The following is a 16,962-nucleotide window of genomic DNA, read 5'->3' on the forward strand; positions in this document are numbered from 1 at the left end:
ATCTTTGCGCCCGAGCCCACCAGCTTTACGATGCCGTTTTTGGCGTTTTTATTCTGCGCGATATTCGTCAAATTTGCGCTCGGATTTTACTATAAAAAAATCGGCAAACAGACCAAATCTATCTCGCTTAGAGCCGTCGGGCAGGAGGCTCTGGGCGATGCGATCATCTCGTGCGTGATCTTGGTTTCGGCTGGGCTTTCGTACTTCGCTGACATCCAGATAGACGGCTACGCTGGCGCTTTGGCGTCGTTTTTTATTATCGTAAACGGCGTACTTTTGATAAAAGAAACCTTTGATAAAATCATCGGCCAGCGCGTCGAAAAAGAGATCAGTGACGAAATTTACGCCGCCGTAAATCGCTGCGAAATCGTGCGCGGCGCATACGACCTGATACTTCACAACTACGGCGCGCAGCGATACGTCGGTTCGGTAAACGTTGAGATAGACGAGCATTTGCCTCTTAGCGAGGTTTCGCAGAGGCTAAACGAACTTCAGATCGAGATTTATAAAATTTACAGGATATATCTGGTTTTTGGCGTTTATAGCGTAAATTTGGGGCAGGATGAGAGCCGCGCCTGCGTGGCAAATTTGCTCTCGGAGTTTAGCAGCGTACGCGGATTTCACGCGTTTTTTATCGATAGCAAGAAAAAGAGCGTGAGGTTTGACGTAGTGGTCGATTTTGCCGAGAAAAATCTAAGCCGGCTGCGCGCCCAGATCGAGCGCAAAGTCGCGCTAAGCTTTCCCGGATATAAAATTTTCATCGTGATAGATAGGGAGTTTGCGTGAGAAGTTGCTAGTTTTGTTGCGTCAAATTTGAGGTTAAAATTTAAGGGTGATTTGCGTAATTTACTAGCATTTTCAAGGTGCGGGTCTCGGCCAAATTCGGTCAAATTTATGGGGGTATTTTGATACGAGCAAAATCTGTCAAATTCGTCGTCAAATTCGGACGCAAGCGAAATCCGCGCCAAAGCTCGCAAAATCAAGCGAGGCTTTAGAAATTTTGCGTATAATCTAAAATCTTAAAACGAAAGAAAAAAGTAATTGATGGGCAAATTTAAGTGCGCGCATTGCAGGGACGAATTTGAGCGCTGGGCGCTGATAGAGCGCGGCGGGGAGCTGTTTTGCTGCGAGGGGTGCGCGGGAGTTTACGAGATACTTAACTCAAGCGGGCTTGGCGAGTTTTACGAAAGGCTTGGCAAAACTACGCTAAATCCCGCTCGGGGCGCGAAAAATACGGCGCAAAAGTCGCAAGAGGACCTCGCGGCTATTTATCAAAACTACGTCAAAAACGAGAACGGATTTAACAAAATCTCGCTCATCATCGAGGGTATCCACTGCTCGGCTTGTATCTGGCTAAACGAGAAGGTTTTATTTGCGCAGAAGGGGATTTTAGAGGTTAATATAAACTCGGTTAATAACAAAGCCCTCATCGTCTGGGACGAAAACGAGGTAAATTTGGCTCAAATTTTCGCCCTCATCCGCTCCATCGGCTACGAGCCCTACCCATACGACGCGCAGGCTCAGGAGTATAGGCTAGCTCTACAAAAGCGCGAGTTTTACGCGAGGCTGCTGGTGGGCATTTTTTGCACGATGAACATCATGTGGCTGGCCGTCGCGCAGTACGGCGGCTACTTCACGGGCATGCGCCAGGACGTGCGCTCTATCATAAATTTTGCCGAATTTATTCTCGCCACGCCGGTACTTTTTTACACGGGAAGCGGATTTTTTAGGGGTGCTTGGGGCGCGCTAAAAAACAAAACGCAAAACATGGATAGCCTCATCGTCACGGGTACGCTCGCGGCTTATATTTTCTCGATATACGCGATGTTTTCTCGGCGCGGCGAGGTATATTTCGACTCGGTCGCGACGATAATCACTTTCGTATTTATCGGCAAATATCTGGAAATCTTGAGTAAGAAAAAGGCCGCCGACACGCTCGATAACCTAAACTCGTTAAATTTAAACTCTGTTAGCGTCAAAAACGGTGACGAGATAATGCTAAAAAGCGCGCAGGAGGTGAGGGTGGGCGAGCTCGTGGTTGTGAGAGCTGGCGAGCGCGTGCTGCTAGACGGCATCGTCATCAGCGGCTCGGCGAGTTTGATCTCTCTAGTCTTAGCGGCGAGAGCGCGCCCGCGTATTTTAGCGCAAAAGATGGCGAAAACGAGATAAAAAACGGCTCTGTGTGCGTAGACGGCACGCTGGTTTATGAGGTTGGCGCCGTATTTAGCGAGTCGGTGCTGGCCCGTATCATAAATTTGCTCGAAACCGCCGCGGCCAAAAAGCCTAAAATTCAGGCACTCGCAGACGCTATCGCGGCGAGGTTTTCTGTCGCTATCACGGCTCTGGCGCTAGCGACGTTTGCGTTTTGGTTCTGGCGCACGGGCGAGCTCTCTACTGCACTCATCGTTGCGATATCAGTCGTGGTGATCTCGTGTCCCTGCGCGCTGGGACTTGCTACGCCCGTTAGTACGCTCGTTGCGCTTGGGGCGGGCTTTAGGCGCGGGATACTTTTTAAAGAGGTGCGAATCATCGAAAGCCTAGCTAAGTGCGATACAGCCGTGTTTGACAAGACCGGCACGCTCACATCCGGGCGGCTTAAGGTGAGTAAATTTACGCACGCGGGCAAATTTGACGCAAGCGCGCTTTTTTCGCTAGTTAGCGGCTCTACTCATCCCGTTAGCCGCGCCGTGGGCGAGTACCTGCGCGCAAATTTTAGTGATTTAAAGATTTTAGAGTTAAGCGGCTTTGAAAATATTGCAGCACGTGGCACGCAGGCTAAATTTGGCGGCATAAAGCTAGCGGGCGGGAGCGAAAAATTTATGCGAGAGCTAGGGCTCTATAGCGGCGAAGCCGTGCGCGGGACTTGCTATTTTTTTGCCGCGGACGGCGAGATAACGGCGGTATTTGAGCTAGAGGAGAGCCTAAAAGAGGGCGCCAAAGAGTGCGTAGTTGCGCTAAAAAACGCTGGTATGCGCGTAGCGATGCTAACGGGCGATAACGAATACGCCGCAAAGCGCGCAGCAGAAGAGCTAGGTATCGAGGGAACGGTCGCAAACGCTCTGCCGACGGACAAGGCCGCATACGTGGAGCAGTTGTCGAATCAGGGCCGAAACGTGCTAATGATAGGTGACGGGATCAACGACGCCGCCGCGCTCGCGCTCTCAAGCGTGGCCGTGTGCATGGGTAGCGGAGCGGCCGTGAGTATTGCAAAAAGCGACGTCGTGCTTATGAGGGACGACCCCGCCTCGCTCGCGGCTGCCGTAGCGCTCGCGCGCAGGACCTACCGTATCGTGCGGCAAAATTTGGCCTTTTCGCTCGTTTATAACGCCGTGACGATACCGCTGGCGATGGCTGGCTACGTCGCGCCTGCAGTGGCTGCGCTATCGATGTCGCTAAGCTCGGTCGCGGTCGTGATAAACGCGCTGCGGGTTAGGAGCGAGCGATGAGCGGGGCGGTCGTGGCGATGATGATCGGGGTTTCTACGCTACTGGGCGCTTGCGGGCTGGCGGCGCTGCTGTGGGGACTCAAAACTAGGCAGTTTGACGACGAACGCAAATTTTTGGACGGGACGAAATTTGACGACGAAGATGCGCTAAATGATGCCTATGAACTCGAGCTACGCCGTAAAGAAAAGGGCTATAAGCCGCCAGAGTGATGCGAATTTACGCACTTTTGACTCGTCTTTGCGGCTAAAATTTGGTTATTTTGGGTTGTAAAATTTGCCGCGAAATTTGATTTTGAGCGTGGGCGGCATTTGCGTTTTAAATTTGAGGGCGAGGGTTTTGGAGCCGAATTTTGACCGTAAATTTAATCCGTTGCGGTCAAATTCGTCGTTAAATTTCGACTAACTACGGCATAATGACGGGCAAAAATTGAACGAATGATTTTGGCGTCTTGGACGGTAAATTTAGCGTGTAAAATAGCAAAAGTGCGCAAGGCGTAAGCCGGCAGAGTAAAAATCAGCCGTCCTTTGCTAGCAAGCTGGTCGCCAGTAAATTTAGTCTCTTATCGGCCAAATTTACTCAGTCTAGCGATGCCTCGTAGTCACATCAAGGTCTTCGCTTGACGCACCAACCGGGTATGCCGCCTGCTTGGAGTTTGGGCGGCTTGGAGCCGTTAAATTTAATCGCTGTAATCACCGAGCGGGCATGGCTTGGTACTTTAAAATTTTGTTTTCTTACTTGCAAAAGCTTCGCTCTTGCAAGCATCTTTAATCTATTTTTAGCTTTTTAACGATATGATTCCGCAAAATCTAACAAAGGAAACAACATGAAAACGCTAGTTATCTTATCGCACCCAAATCTCGCCGCATCGCGCGTAAATAAAGCCTTATCGCAGGTAGCAAACGCCGCCGCGGACGTTGAAGTGCGCCATTTGGAGGGGCTTTATGGTCTAGATATCGCGCGCATAGACGCCCGCGCAGAGCAAGACGCGCTAGCGGGTGCCGAGCGCATCGTATTTTTGTACCCGATGTACTGGCTAAACGTACCGCCTATGCTAAAGGCCTATATCGACATCGTCTTTTCGCACGAGCTGGTGGGCTCTGGCGCGCTTAAAGGCAAGGTCTTGCAACTCGCGCTAAGCGTCAGCACCCCGCTTGGCGAATACTCTAAGCAGGGCGCGATCGGCTTTAGCTTGGATGAAATTTTAACGCCGCTTAAGATCACGGCAAACTACTGCGGGATGGACTTTGCCGTGCCGTTTATCAGCAGCGGATTTGAGCCCGGCGAGTTTGGCGACGATGCCGTAGATGCCGCAGCTGCGCGCTTTGGCAAACTTTTACGAGGAGAGCTGAGCTCTAACGAGTATCAAATTTAGTTTCGCCCCTTGCGGCTATGAGCCAAAGTTACGATAGCGGCGGTACGGGCGGCTTTATGGCCGGTAAAAGCGCGGCATACCGGAGTTAAATTTATATCCGCTCGTAAAGCAAAAACTAGGCATATCCAAGCCGTACCTTAAATTTAGAATCACAAATCGTCGTATTGATTTTACATCGTCTCCGAGGCAAATTTGACTTATTTGGAGACGCTAAATTTTGCTTCGCCGCCGCTAATATGCAAATTTAAAAGCCAAATCTGTTAATACCTTGCACAAAGTTTAGGCCGCATTGCGGTTCTCGCTTAGCCTGCGATATTAAACGCAAACTTATTTTAAGCCTTCTATATACTCGCTAACCGCCGCCATATCCTCGTCGCTTAGGTTTTTGGCGTGCAGTTGCATGACTTTGCCCATGCCAAAGTTATTGTTTGAGCCGTCTTTGTAGCTTTGTAGCGCTTTTATGCGGTCCTCTTTGCTGATGCTAGTTAGCGCAGGCACTTTGTTTGCGTATTTTGCGTCAGCTTTTTCGCCGTGACAGGCTGAGCATTTTTTGTAAATAGCTGCGCCGTCAGCCGCAAGCAGAGATAAATTTAGCGCCAAAACGGCGGTTGCAATGTGATAGATTTTCATCTTTCATCCTTTTTGATAGAAATTTAGACGAGATTATAGCCCTAAAAGCTTAAAAGAAAAGAAATTTTATAAAAAAGTTACTAAAATGAAGCGCGAAATAAAAAGCAGAGAAAAATCGGCGGAAAAACTCCGCCGAAAAGGGTTATTTTAGAGTAGGGATGTACTCTGATAGAGCTGCGATGTCGTCGTCGCTAAGAGGTTTTGCGATAGGTTTCATCATAGCTGAGGTTTTAAATTTATCTAGAGTGCCTGCTTTATAGCCTTTTAGGCTCTCGGCGATCTCTTCTTTTGAAAGCGTGCTAAGTGCAGGAACTTTGTTTAGATACACTTTTTCCGCTTTCGGTCCGTGACAGGCTGCGCATTTTTTGTAAAGTGTTGCGCCGTCAGCAGCAAATAGGCTACCCGCTAGCAATGCGGCTGCACCTGAAACAATGATAAGCTTTTTCATTTTCAATCCTTTTTGATAAAATTGCATGCGTATTATAGTCTTAAAAGCTAAATTTTACATTATTTTTTTATATTAGTTTATACTGCGGCGCGGACGGCGATTTTCGGTTAAATTTAGATTTTTTTTGTATAATTTTCGCCATGGATAAAACAAAGCTTAAAACGCAGCCGCAAAAGGCGCTATTTCTTGATCGCGACGGCGTGATAAACGAGGATGCGGGCTATGTTTATAGACGCGAGGATTTCGTTTTTAAAGAGGGTATTTTTGCTGCTTTGAGGGAGTTTGCCAAGGCAGGCTACGCGCTAGTCGTGGTGACGAATCAATCAGGCATCGGGCGAGGCTACTACACGCTAGAGCAGTTTGACGAGCTTTGCAAATTTATGCTGGGCGAGTTTGAAAAAGAGGGCGTAAAGATAGAGAAAATTTACTTTTGTCCGCACGCGCCGGAGGTTCTTTGCGATTGCCGTAAACCGGAGCCGGGCATGCTACTAAGGGCCGCAAACGAGCTAAATATCGACCTTGCGCGCTCAATCATGATAGGCGACAAGGATAGCGACGTACAGGCGGGGGCGAGTGCTGGCGTCGGGATAAATTTAAAGCTGGACGACCGGCTAAAAAGCGTGGCTGAGGCGCTAGAGTTTTTAAAAAAAGAAGGAAAAATATGAAAGATATAAAAAGGGTCGTAATCACGGGTGCGGCGGGCTTCATCGGCCCCAAATTGGCGCATTATTTTGACGAAAATTTAAAAGACGTAGAAGTGCTCGCCGTGGATAAATTTAGAAGCGACGAGAAATTTAGCAACGGCAATCTAAAAAGCTTCGGGCATTTTAAAAATTTGCTCGGCTTTTCGGGCGAAATTTACGAGGGCGACATAAACTGCGCTAAAACGCTAGCCATGATCGAGAAATTCGCTCCCGACGCGATATTTCACGAGGCGGCGATCTCGGATACTACGGTAACCGAGCAAGGCGAGCTAATGAGGACTAATCTAAATAGCTTTAAAAATCTGCTAGATATCTGCGAAAAAACGAATGCCAGGATGATATATGCAAGCTCCGGAGCCACGTACGGCAATGCAAAAAGCCCGCAAAGAGTGGGCGAATGCGAAGCGCCAAATAACGTCTACGGCTTTTCAAAGCTAAAAATGGACGATCTGGGACGAAAATACGCTAAAAAAGGCGTAGCGGTCGTGGGGCTGAGGTACTTTAACGTCTATGGTGCTAGGGAGTTTTAAAAAAACAAAACCGCCTCGATGGTGCTGCAGTTTGGTCTGCAAATTTTGAGCGGGAAAAATCCGCGCCTCTTTGAGGGTAGCGACAAAATCAAACGCGACTTCGTCTATATAAAAGACATTGTGCAGGCAAACCTGCTCGCTCTAAACGCACCAAGCGGCGTGTATAACGCGGCGACGGGCACGGCAAGAAGCTTCCAAGAGATCGTGGATATCTTACAGCGCGAGCTGGAGTCAAATTTGCCTTGCGAATACATACCAAATCCATACGCGCGCTCCTATCAGTTCCATACTCAAGCCGATATCGAGCCGACTAAAAAGGCGCTGGGATATGAGCCTAAATTTAGCCTAGAAGAGGGCATAAAAGACTACGCGGCTGAGATAAAAAGGATATACGAGGAAGAGATAAATGCGTGAAGTACGTGCTTTAGTCGCGGGCGATCTGATGCTCGATCACTACATCTGGGGCAGCTGCGAGCGCATCTCGCCTGAAGCTCCCGTGCAGGTGGTAAAGATAAAAAACGAAACTAAACGCCTAGGCGGAGCGGGCAACGTAGTGTTAAATTTGCTCTCTTTAGGCGCGAAAGTTGGCGTCATGAGCGTGCTCGGAGACGACGAGACGGGCGATGAGATAGAGCGGATTTTGTGCGAGCAGGGCGCTAGGGCTGAGTTTATAAAAAGAGAAAAAGGGCGCACTAGCTCGATAAAAAGCCGCGTGATGGCGACGCACCAGCAAGTCGTGCGCATCGATAAAGAAAGCGTCGAAGCCGTAACGTGCGAGGATGAGCTGGCGGCAAATTTCGCCCGTGCGCTAGAGAACTACGACGTCGCGCTGCTATCTGACTACGGCAAGGGCGTGCTAACGCCGTCGATGTGTCAAAAGCTGATAAAAGCCTGCGCGGATGTCGGCAAGCCTGTGCTAATCGATCCAAAAGGCGCGGACTACTCGAAGTATAAGGGTGCTACGCTACTAACGCCTAATAAAAAAGAAGCGGGCGAGGCCGTGGGATTTAAGATAGAAAACGACGAGCAGCTTTTTACCGCGCTAAATTTACTAAAAAACGAGTTAAATTTGACCCATTCGCTAATCACGATTTCAGAGGAGGGTATCGCGCTTTTGGAGGACGGGCAGGCGGTTAAATTTCCGGCTTTAGCAAAAGAGGTCTTTGACGTCACGGGCGCGGGAGATACGGTGCTAGCGACGCTTGGCGTGATGCTGGGTGCGGGCGAAGGTATCAAAAAGGCGATCGAAACGGCAAATTTAGCCGCTGCGGTCGTCGTGGCTAAGGTTGGCTCGGCAACGGCAAGCTTTGAGGAGATAAACGAGCTCGTGCGCCGTAAAAACGCTGCCGGCTTTGAGGAAAAAATAAAAAGCGCGGACGAACTGGCCGCGACGCTGGCAAACCGCGGCGAAAAGCGGCTGGTTTTTACAAACGGCTGCTTTGATATCCTGCATGCTGGGCACGTGAGCTATCTGGCTAAAGCGCGGGAATTTGGCGATATACTGGTCGTCGGGCTAAACTCTGACGCCTCGGTACGCGCGCTAAAGGGTGACACTCGCCCTGTAAACACGCAAGCTGATCGCGCTACCGTGCTGGCGGCTCTGGGGGCGGTTGATTACGTGACGATATTTGACGAGCTCACGCCTCTAAATTTGATCGAAAAACTACGCCCCGACGTGCTCGTAAAGGGTGCGGACTATGAAGGTAAAGAAGTCGTCGGCAGCAGCGTCGTAAAAGACGTGCGGCTAGTGGAGTTCGTAGCCGGCAAAAGCACGAGCGCGACGATAAAAAGGATAAAAAATGAAAATTGAAGAGATGATAAAAAGCGAGCTAGAGGGACATCTAGCCACTATAAAGGCAACCTTTGCGCTGGAAGCGGACATCAAAAAAGCCTGCGAAACGGCGGTAGCGACGCTAAAGGCGGGCGGTAAAATTTTGCTTTGCGGAAACGGCGGAAGTGCTGCAGACGCGCAGCACATCGCAGCCGAGCTAACGGGCCGCTATAAAACCGAGCGCGGCGCGCTAGCGGGCATAGCTCTAACGACCGATACCTCCGCGCTCACGGCGATCGGCAACGACTACGGATATGAGTTTGTTTTCTCGCGACAGCTAGAAGCTCTAGGCCGCGAGGGCGATCTACTCATCGCGATCTCTACTAGCGGAAACAGCGGCAACGTCATAAAAGCGCTCGAGCTAGCGCGAAAAATCGGTATCAAAACGATCGGTCTAAGCGGCCGCACGGGAGGCGCGATGAACGAGCTTTGCGAGCTAAATTTGGTCGTGCCGTCAAACGATACTCCGCACATTCAAGAGATGCACATAATGATAGGGCATATCATCTGCCAAGCTATCGACGATGCGTTTTAGGCTAAATTTAAAAACATTTGCGACGGCGGAGTCAAATTTGGCCCGCCCAGCCGCTCTCTAACTCCGCCTAGCGCGCAAGCAAATTTAATCACCCATGAAAACTCAACCTCCAGCCTACGCCGTCATCGATCTAAAATCCTTCTACGCCTCGGTCGAGTGCGTGGAGCGAGGACTTGATCCCTTTGAGGCAAATTTAGTCGTCGCCGACGCCACTAGAGGCGAGGGCAGCGTGTGTCTAGCCGTTAGTCCCGCCCTAAAGGCGCTTGGCGTAAAAAACAGATGCAGGCTGTTTGAAATACCTAAAAATATAAAATACATCATCGCTGTGCCCAGGATGCAGTTTTACATCGACTACGCGGCTAAAATTTACGGCATCTACCTAAAATACGTAGCCAAAGAGGACATCTATGTCTACTCCATCGACGAGGCGTTTATCGATCTTACCTCGTATCTAAAATTTTACAAACTAGAAGCCAGAGCCATGGCAAAGATGATAATGGACGACATCCTAAAAACAACGGGCGTAACGCCAACCTGCGGCATGGGGACGAATCTGTATCTAGCTAAAATAGCCCTTGACATCCTAGCCAAACACAGCGAGAATAATATCGCTTTTTTAGATGAAACGCTCTATAAAGAAAAGCTCTGGACGCACCAGCCGCTAAATGATTTTTGGCGCATAGGCAAGCAAACTAGAGCAAAGCTTGAGCGATACGGGATATTTTGCATGAAGGATATGGCAAACGCCCCATTTAGCCTGCTAGAAAAGGTGTTTGGCGTCGACGCCTACATCGCGCTAGATCACGCAAACGGTATCGAGCCCACCACCATAGCCGATATCAAAGCCTATAAACCCTCAACTAAATCATACTTTAGCTCTGAAATTTTGCCTAGAGACTACGAGAGACTAGAGGCTCTAATCGTGCTAAAAGAGATGACCGATAGGCTAGCTCTAAAGATGATAAACGAGGAGGTGCGAGCTAGCGGGCTCACGATAAATATCAAATTCGCGGGCAAAAACGAGCCCGCGCAAAGAGCCACGGTGAGGTTTAAAGCGCCTAGCAATATCGCTAGCGTGCTCATGGACGCAGCGCAGGAGCTATATCTAAAAAAGATAAAAAATGCAGGCCTCATCAGGCAAATCGGCATATCGGCAAACGACGTCGTAAAAGAAAGCAAAACCGAGAGAAGTCTCTTTGAAGAAGAAAACGCAAAAGAAAAAATAGTGCTAAAAACACTAAATAAGATAAAAGAAAAATACGGCAAAAACTCCATCCTAAGGGCCATCGACCTACTACCGGAGGCCACCGGACAAGATAGAAACAAGAAGATAGGAGGGCACAAAAGCGGTGAATAAAGATAGAGCCAAAATCTTTAGTTCGTTTAATCCCCTCTCGACCCTAGAAAAAGCCCTAAAAGCGCAGGAGCGAGAAAAGAGCGAAAAGCTGGATCTGGACGAGTCCAAGATAGAAGAAATCCTAAACAAAATAAGCAAACTAAAGCCCGCCGACAAGGTAAAAATCACATACCACGACGGACAGGGCTACGTGAGCATAGAGGGACTGGTCTCAAACGTAAATTTAATGGATAAAAGCCTAACGGTGGTAAAAACGAGGGTCAAATTTGACGATATTTACGCGGTTGAGGTTGTTTTGTGAGGCGGCGTTTTTTATCGTTTTGCAGCGCGCTAGTGATACCTACGACATACAAAACGCTTAAATTTGCTAGCTTTAAAGGCGTTTAAATTTTACTTTGCCTGCACTTTTCTTGACGGCTAAAATGCAGCGAAATTTTAGTCGCACAAAAATAGGTTTAGTAAAATTTGCCTTGATTAAGCGGCCTTGCGCTATCTCAATGCTAGCTTTGCGTGCGTTAAATTTGATCGCGTGCTGTTTGTAAAAGCCATTATGCGCGACGGGCTTTTTGCTGATTTGCAGCCGTTTGAGAAAATTCGTGCACTAAAATTTCTAGTTCTTTGCCGCTTCGGTGAGAAATTCTCGCTCGATCGTTTCTATGACGGCTTGCGGCGAGAGATCTTTCATGCAGGCGTGGGTTTTTAGCGGGCAGACGCGCTTCATGCACGGCATGCATTCTAGATTTAGCCGCAGGATACGGGCGTTTTCATTGCGCCACGGACAGGTTTGCGTAAATCTCGTCGGTCCAAAAAGCGCGATCGTGGGCGTCTTGTAGGCCGCGGCGATATGCATCGGGCCGCTGTCGTTCGTGACGAATATCCCGCCGCTTTGCCCTATGCCACCGATATTTTCGCAAAGCTCGCGCACGCTCGTTTTGCTCGCTAGATTTAGGCACTCCGCGCCGTTTTCGCGTAAAATTTTCTCGATCTGCTCACACATATCCCGCTCGCCCGCGCCGCCAAAAATCATAATCTTAAATTTATCTTTAAAGTGCAGCGCCACCTGAGCAAAGTAGGCCGGATACCAGCGTTTGGCGCTTCCGTAGCTAGCGCCCGGATTTAGCCCGAGCACGGGTACGTCAAATTTGCGCGGCTCAAAGTAAAGCTTTAGCTCGTCGTCCGCCCGTTTTAAATTTAACGCCGATTTGATGAATTTTAGGTATTTTTGCACCTGATGCGCGCCGTCATTGCTCTTTTGGAAAATAAGTTTTCGCCCCGCCCGCGCTCCGAAAAGCAAAATTTTACTCGCAAACGAGCTTCTAAAGCTAAACGCCGCGTCAAATTTGCCCAGATTTCTAGCCTGCCAAAACAGCCGCCAGAGCCTAAATTTAGCCTTTTTGCTGCTATCAACAATGACGCGTTCGCAGTTTGGATGAGCTTTAAAAAGCTCGCACGCCGCAAACGAGCCGAAAAATACGATTTTGACGGGCTGGGCTGCCAAATTTTCTAGATTTTGATTTTCTCGCTCGCTCGCCGTCAAATTTGTGCTGCCGTCCGCGTCAAATTTATCGTTCAAATTTATCGCACCGTTTTTAAAAATTTGAATTTCTTGCGTTACGCAGCCAAAATCTTGCGACGAAAAGCTAAAGTCTCGCTCGCCCAGGTCCTCAAATTTACCCGTCAAATTTCCCGCGCCAACCGCCGCGTGCTTTACGATAGCCTCCACCGCGGCGCTTGCCATCACGGCGTCGCCCAGCCAGGTCGGCAGCTCAATCAAGATTCGCACGTATGATCTCCAGCGTCGCACTCGCGTTTTTTTCGATGCTAAACTCGCTAGCAAGCGCTAAATTCCGCTCTTGGAGTATTGCCAGTCGCTCGTCGTCGTTTAGGATCTCGTCGATCAGAGCGCAGATGCCGTAGTCTTGCGGCGAGCTCATCACAAACTCCCCCGGTAGTATCTCCGCCGCGCCGTTTTGAGCGGTCGTGATAGCGACGCATCCGTAGCTAAGCGCCTCTAAAACGACGTTTGAAAACGGCTCGTACGCCGTCGGAAATAAAAACAGCTCGCTGCCTTCGTAAAATCTCGCCGCGCTTTTTTGCGCGCCCGTAAAAACGGCGTTTAGGCCTAGCTCTTTGGCTAGATTTTTGTAGCGGGCGGCGTTTTTGTCGCGGCCCACGATTAGGCAGTTTACGCGGGTTTTGAGCCGAGCCGCGATGCGTAAAAACTCGCTCACGCCCTTGCGTTTAAAGCCGCTTCCCACAAACAGCAGCGTCGGAAGGTTAAAATCAAGCCCAAATTCCTCGCAAAGAGCTAGCTTTGCCGCGCCTTTTTGCACGCGCGTAGGCAAATTTACGCCGTTATAGACGACTGCGATCTTTTCCTCGGCGACGGCGTAGGTATCGCAAATTTGACGCTTTATGAAATTTGAGTTGGCGATGATTTTTTTGGCATTTTTAAAGGTGCGCTTTTCAAGGTAGGGAATGACGAAATTTAGGGGATTTACAAACCAAAACGGCTTGGTTTTCATATAGACTTTATGCACGCCGTCGCCCGCTCGGTAGATGTCGGCGCAGGTGACGCGCTCAAGGCTAAAATAAATCTCGTCTGCGCCCTTTTGCCGCTTAGCTTGCGAGTTAAAAAGTAGAGCTTTGATCCACGAGCTTAGCTTTTTGCTGCCGTTAAATCCGCGCGTTTCGCACGCAACGCCCGAGTCTTTTAGAGCCTTAACGAGCCTTGAGAGATACCTCTGCGCCCCGCCGATAGCGTCTAGATCGAGCCTTAAAAATACTATTTTTTTCATGTTCGCCTTTTAAAATTTAGCGGTATTTTATAAGTTTTTTGATGAATTTTAGGTTATGCCGGGCGTGCGAGGGATGCGAGCGTAAATAAGTATAAGCGTAAAATAGGTATAATCGCGCAAAAAAAGGAAAATCGTGAAAATTTTGCTCGTTAGAAACGATAACATCGGCGATCTCATCTGCACGACGCCAGCGATAGAGGCGCTGCGAAAGGCTCATCTGCGCGCGCAGATCGACATCGTAGTAAATAGCCTAAACGCATGCGTTGTTCGCGGCAATCCCTTTTTAAATAAAATATATATCTACACTAAACCAAAGCACGTAAAAGGGCTGGCAGCAAAAGTACGGGCGTTTTGGGGAAAATATAAAATTTTGCTTCAAATTCGCCGCGAAAGATACGATGTGACCGTGATTTTTAGGAGTGCTTATTCGCCCTCTGCCGCGATATTTGCCAGAGCCGCCGCAGCTAAAACAACGATAGGCGCAGCAAAGCAAAACGAGGGCGGTTCATTAATAACGCATAAACTAAACTTTAATCCACCGCCTCACGAGGTGTTGCTTTGTTGTGAGCTAGCCGCACTACTGGGAGCAAAATTTGACGGAGAAAAGACGCTTTACGTACCGAGCTTTAAAAGCGAGAAATTTAAGGATTTCGTATTTTTTCACGTCTCCTCGAGGGTGGAGCAAAACCGCATGGACGAGGCTAAAATTTTACGGATTTTGGCGTTTTTAAAACAAAATTTCGGACGCGTCGCCGTTAGTGCGGAGGACTTAAAATTTGGCGAAAAAGTAGCGCAAGAAGCGGGCGCGGAGTTTGCCTCGACTGCGAGCCTAGATGAACTTGCAGGCTACGTCTGGGCGGCTAAATTTGTCCTCACGCTTGACGGCGGCGTAGCGCACCTAGCTCCGGCGCTTGGCGTAAAAACGGTGCTGGTGCTTGGCAAAACGGACGCCGCACGCTGGGCTCCCATTTACGGCGGCGCGAAGTGCGCCTTGCTACAAGGCGCTAGCAAAAGGGCGCAAGACGTCGCGGACGAGGAAATCTACGAGGCGGTCAAAAATATATGAAAAAAACGGACGAAATCAACATCCTAGAGCTTGAAAGCTCGCTAGGCTTCGGCGGTCAGGAGCACCGCACGCAGCGCGTCATAAACGGGCTAAATAAGGATAAATTTAAGGTATTTTACGCGCTAAATCCAGGCTCAAAAAGCTTTGAAAAGCCCATTGATTGCGAGTTTGCAAAATTTAACCTAAGCAAGGTCTATAATATTTTTGAAATTTTTAAAATTTGCCGTTTCGTGCGCGAAAAAGGTATCTCGATCATCGCAACGCACTCGGGCAAGGACGGCAACATCGGCGCGATCGTCGCAAAGCTAACGGGCGCAAAGGTCGTGCGCACTAGACACCTGCAAACGCCGATCAGATCGGCATTTAGCTACAATGTAAACGATAAAATCGTAGCCGTCTCAAACGCCGTAAAAGCTCAGCTCATCTCGCAGGGTGTGCGGGAAAATTTGATAGACGTTATCTATACCGGCGTGGATACGGCGCGGTTTAATCCAAATTTTAAAAAAAATATAAAAGCGGAGCTAAATTTGAGCGCGGACTGCGTCGTAGTCGGTATCGTGGCTGTTTTGCGCGCGGCAAAAAATCATCAGCTGTTATTTGAAGCTTTTAGCGAGCTAAATCTGCCAAACACCGCGCTAGTCGTGGTCGGCGACGGTCCGCAGGAAGAAAATTTAAAAAAAATAAAGACGCCAAACATCCACATGCTAGGTTCCCGCACCGACGTGAGCGAGTTTTTGGGTAGTTTTGACGTTTTCGTGCTGCCCTCAAAGATGGAGGCGCTGGGCACGGCGCTGCTTGAAGCGCAGTCCTGCGGAGTGCCTTGCATCGGTAGCGATGCGGGCGGCATCGGCGAGGCGATAAGTAGCGGCGAAACGGGGCTCTTGTTTAAAAACGGCGATAAAGAATCGCTCAAAGCGGCCTTAAAAACGCTGATAGAAGACGCGGCGCTTCGGGCGAAATTTAGCGCGAACGCGAGGGAATTTATCGCGCAAAACTTCTCGATAGAGACGATGGTCGCGCAGACGGAAGCTATGTATGAAGCTCTTTGAGAGCACGGCTAGGCTCATTTTGCGTTTTAAAAGCGTGTTCAAAACGCAGCTGGTTACGCAGCCCATACAAACGGTCTGTTTTTTTAGCAACACCGCGCTTGGCGATACGATTTTTAACACGCCCGTTTTTCGCGTTTTTCGGCAAAATTTCCCGCACGTACGCACCGTCGCGCTGCTAAATCCATCTACCGCGTCGCTTTTTAAAACCGATCCCAATATCGATGAAATTTTGCTTTACGACGGCAAAAAAGGCGGTTTTTTATGCGCTTTGTTTGCTTTAAAAAAAATAAAACCTGACATCGTTTTTATCCTGCACTCAAACGAGCCCGAGGCTACGCCGTTAGCCGTTTTAAGCGGCGCAAAATGCGTCTTTAAGCTGCCAAATGCCGGCAGTAAATTTAGCCCCTTTCACTCAAACGAGCCGGAGCCTTACGGAGATGAGCGATACGTCGTACTAAACCGCCTTGAGCAGCTTAAATTCGTAGGCATCGAGAGTCGCGACACGAGGCTAAATTTGTATCTGCGCGATGAGGATTTCGCCCGCGTCGATGAAATGCTAAAAAAAGACGGCAAACGCAAATTTATCGGCTTTCAGATGGGGGCAAGCACGGTTTCTAGGCAGTGGTTTTGGCAGCGTTGGCGGGAGCTGGCGGAGCTTATTTTGGCGCACACGGACGCCGTCATCGTGCTAACGGGCAGCCCCGCCGAGCGAGCGATGACCGCGCAGTTAGACGAGGAGTTAAGAAGCGCGCACGTGATAGATGCGGCGGGTAAATTTAGCCTACGGGAGGCTGCCGCGCTGATAGCTAGGCTTGACGTGCTAGTGACGCCAGACACCGGCCCGCTGCACGTCGCAGCCGCGCTAAAAACGCCTACGATCGGGCTTTTTGCCGTCGCGTCGCCCGTAAACTCAAACCCTGATTTTGACGAAAATATCCATAAATTTATCAAAAAGCCGCGCACCTGTTCTCCTTGCGTCGGTAAAAACTGCAAATTTCAGGAGTGCATGCTGCAAATAGGCGCGGATGAGGTCTGGGAGATGCTAAAGGAAATGATATGAAAAAGATTTTGTTCGTCGATACGGGGCGCGAATACGGAGGCGGGACGAAGAGTTTTTTGTATCTTTTGCGGGGGCTTGCCGCGCAGCAAAAATACGATCTTTGCGCGTTTTTTGAGACTGATTACGAGGCGGGCGG

Annotated in this window: 15 protein-coding genes and 2 pseudogenes; 13 read left to right on the top strand and 4 right to left on the bottom strand. The window is 49.3% G+C overall.

Features of this window, described 5'->3' with window-relative positions:
* The 4 genes and pseudogenes from H740_RS04770 to H740_RS04785 all read left to right on the top strand — a co-directional run.
* On the top strand, nucleotides 1-786 hold a 786-nt coding region (locus tag H740_RS04770), incomplete at its 5' end, for a cation diffusion facilitator family transporter (RefSeq protein WP_002951937.1).
* Nucleotides 787-1,044: 258 nt separating this feature from the next.
* Nucleotides 1,045-3,446 (top strand): annotated as a pseudogene (locus tag H740_RS04775) (heavy metal translocating P-type ATPase).
* Nucleotides 3,443-3,655, top strand: coding sequence for a cbb3-type cytochrome oxidase assembly protein CcoS (gene ccoS, locus H740_RS04780; RefSeq protein ID WP_002949952.1), 213 nt, complete (start codon nucleotides 3,443-3,445; stop codon nucleotides 3,653-3,655). Before H740_RS04775 ends, ccoS begins: the two are co-directional and overlap by 4 nt.
* Nucleotides 3,656-4,269: 614 nt before the next feature.
* On the top strand, nucleotides 4,270-4,818 hold the full coding sequence (locus tag H740_RS04785; protein ID WP_002951940.1) for an NAD(P)H-dependent oxidoreductase: 549 nt from the start codon (nucleotides 4,270-4,272) through the stop codon (nucleotides 4,816-4,818).
* Nucleotides 4,819-5,145: 327 nt separating this feature from the next.
* Here the strand turns inward: H740_RS04785 and H740_RS04790 are convergent, their stop codons facing one another.
* Together H740_RS04790 and H740_RS04795 are read right to left on the bottom strand one after the other, a co-directional pair.
* Nucleotides 5,146-5,448 (bottom strand): c-type cytochrome, encoded by a 303-nt coding sequence (locus H740_RS04790; RefSeq protein WP_002951944.1) that lies wholly within the window; start codon nucleotides 5,446-5,448, stop codon nucleotides 5,146-5,148.
* A gap of 142 nt (nucleotides 5,449-5,590) precedes the next feature.
* Nucleotides 5,591-5,896, bottom strand: a complete 306-nt coding sequence (locus H740_RS04795; protein ID WP_002951945.1) for a c-type cytochrome — start codon at nucleotides 5,894-5,896, stop codon at nucleotides 5,591-5,593.
* A 140-nt stretch (nucleotides 5,897-6,036) separates the two neighbouring features.
* On the opposite strand from H740_RS04795, the gene gmhB reads away from it, so the two are divergent.
* The 6 genes and pseudogenes from gmhB to H740_RS04825 all read left to right on the top strand — a co-directional run bounded on the left by gmhB (nucleotide 6,037) and on the right by H740_RS04825 (nucleotide 11,154).
* A complete protein-coding gene (gene gmhB / locus H740_RS04800; RefSeq protein WP_002951946.1) occupies nucleotides 6,037-6,561 on the top strand; it encodes a D-glycero-beta-D-manno-heptose 1,7-bisphosphate 7-phosphatase in 525 nt (174 codons plus the stop codon).
* A pseudogene (rfaD, locus tag H740_RS04805) lies at nucleotides 6,558-7,544 on the top strand (ADP-glyceromanno-heptose 6-epimerase). Before gmhB ends, rfaD begins: the two are co-directional and overlap by 4 nt.
* On the top strand, nucleotides 7,537-8,940 hold the full coding sequence (rfaE1, locus tag H740_RS04810; RefSeq protein ID WP_002951951.1) for a D-glycero-beta-D-manno-heptose-7-phosphate kinase: 1,404 nt from the start codon (nucleotides 7,537-7,539) through the stop codon (nucleotides 8,938-8,940). The pseudogene rfaD and the gene rfaE1 overlap by 8 nt, the downstream one beginning before the upstream one ends.
* Nucleotides 8,930-9,496, top strand: a complete 567-nt coding sequence (gene gmhA, locus H740_RS04815; RefSeq protein ID WP_002951952.1) for a D-sedoheptulose 7-phosphate isomerase — start codon at nucleotides 8,930-8,932, stop codon at nucleotides 9,494-9,496. The genes rfaE1 and gmhA overlap by 11 nt, the downstream gene beginning before the upstream one ends.
* 94 nt (nucleotides 9,497-9,590) lie before the next feature.
* The gene (locus H740_RS04820) at nucleotides 9,591-10,853 is read left to right on the top strand and encodes a Y-family DNA polymerase (protein ID WP_002951953.1); all 1,263 of its coding nucleotides are present in this window, start codon (nucleotides 9,591-9,593) and stop codon (nucleotides 10,851-10,853) included.
* Nucleotides 10,846-11,154, top strand: coding sequence for a YolD-like family protein (locus tag H740_RS04825; RefSeq protein WP_002951954.1), 309 nt, complete (start codon nucleotides 10,846-10,848; stop codon nucleotides 11,152-11,154). The genes H740_RS04820 and H740_RS04825 overlap by 8 nt, the downstream gene beginning before the upstream one ends.
* A 309-nt stretch (nucleotides 11,155-11,463) precedes the next feature.
* Here the strand turns inward: H740_RS04825 and H740_RS04830 are convergent, their stop codons facing one another.
* Nucleotides 11,464-12,636 (bottom strand): glycosyltransferase family 9 protein, encoded by a 1,173-nt coding sequence (locus H740_RS04830; RefSeq protein ID WP_231679320.1) that lies wholly within the window; start codon nucleotides 12,634-12,636, stop codon nucleotides 11,464-11,466.
* Nucleotides 12,620-13,651 (bottom strand): glycosyltransferase family 4 protein, encoded by a 1,032-nt coding sequence (locus tag H740_RS04835; RefSeq protein WP_002951957.1) that lies wholly within the window; start codon nucleotides 13,649-13,651, stop codon nucleotides 12,620-12,622. Before H740_RS04835 ends, H740_RS04830 begins: the two co-directional genes overlap by 17 nt.
* 133 nt (nucleotides 13,652-13,784) lie before the next feature.
* Here H740_RS04835 and H740_RS04840 point away from each other — a divergent pair, with 133 nt between their 5' ends.
* From H740_RS04840 to H740_RS04850, 3 genes are read left to right on the top strand one after another with little or no spacing between them, the layout of a single operon-like run.
* Complete coding sequence (locus H740_RS04840) at nucleotides 13,785-14,717, top strand: glycosyltransferase family 9 protein (RefSeq protein WP_002951959.1); 933 nt, start codon at nucleotides 13,785-13,787, stop codon at nucleotides 14,715-14,717.
* Nucleotides 14,714-15,766, top strand: coding sequence for a glycosyltransferase family 4 protein (locus tag H740_RS04845; protein ID WP_002951962.1), 1,053 nt, complete (start codon nucleotides 14,714-14,716; stop codon nucleotides 15,764-15,766). The genes H740_RS04840 and H740_RS04845 overlap by 4 nt, the downstream gene beginning before the upstream one ends.
* Nucleotides 15,753-16,826 carry a glycosyltransferase family 9 protein gene (locus tag H740_RS04850; RefSeq protein WP_002951965.1) on the top strand — a complete coding sequence of 358 codons (1,074 nt, stop codon included), beginning with the start codon at nucleotides 15,753-15,755 and terminating at the stop codon, nucleotides 16,824-16,826. The genes H740_RS04845 and H740_RS04850 overlap by 14 nt, the downstream gene beginning before the upstream one ends.
* Nucleotides 16,827-16,962: the final 136 nt, after the last annotated feature.

Source organism: Campylobacter showae CC57C (assembly GCF_000344295.2).
Lineage (GTDB): Bacteria > Campylobacterota > Campylobacteria > Campylobacterales > Campylobacteraceae > Campylobacter_A > Campylobacter_A showae_B.